This is a genomic window from Nostoc sp. UCD121 (genome assembly GCF_014222285.1).
In the GTDB taxonomy this organism is placed as follows: Bacteria; Cyanobacteriota; Cyanobacteriia; order Cyanobacteriales; family Nostocaceae; genus Nostoc.
The window spans coordinates 1-238 of sequence record NZ_JACKZS010000615.1 but is presented as its reverse complement, the minus strand read 5'-3'; the positions used below and the strand labels follow the sequence as shown (position 1 = coordinate 238).

General features: G+C 29.8%; 1 pseudogene. It reads right to left on the bottom strand.

The features are described 5' to 3' along the window. Positions 1–238, bottom strand: a pseudogene (locus tag GNF10_RS38225) (site-specific DNA-methyltransferase); the annotation flags it as partial.

The window sequence follows — 238 nt, the reverse complement described above, 5'->3', positions numbered from 1 at the left end:
AATTCAGGCAGAATTTTAAGACATGAAGCATTAAATAAATTAATTCCACTTCTTTGAGTCCCATAACAAAATAATGTATTACTTATTAAGTCAAAGGAATCATTCAAAATTAATTTTATTTGCTCAGTAATTGCTTCACCGAAATCCAGAATTTTACCTTTATCAAATTTATCTGATCCACTTTTCCTAAATGCTCTTTTATCCCAACGTAGATACTGTCCATCTTTACGGGTATAGC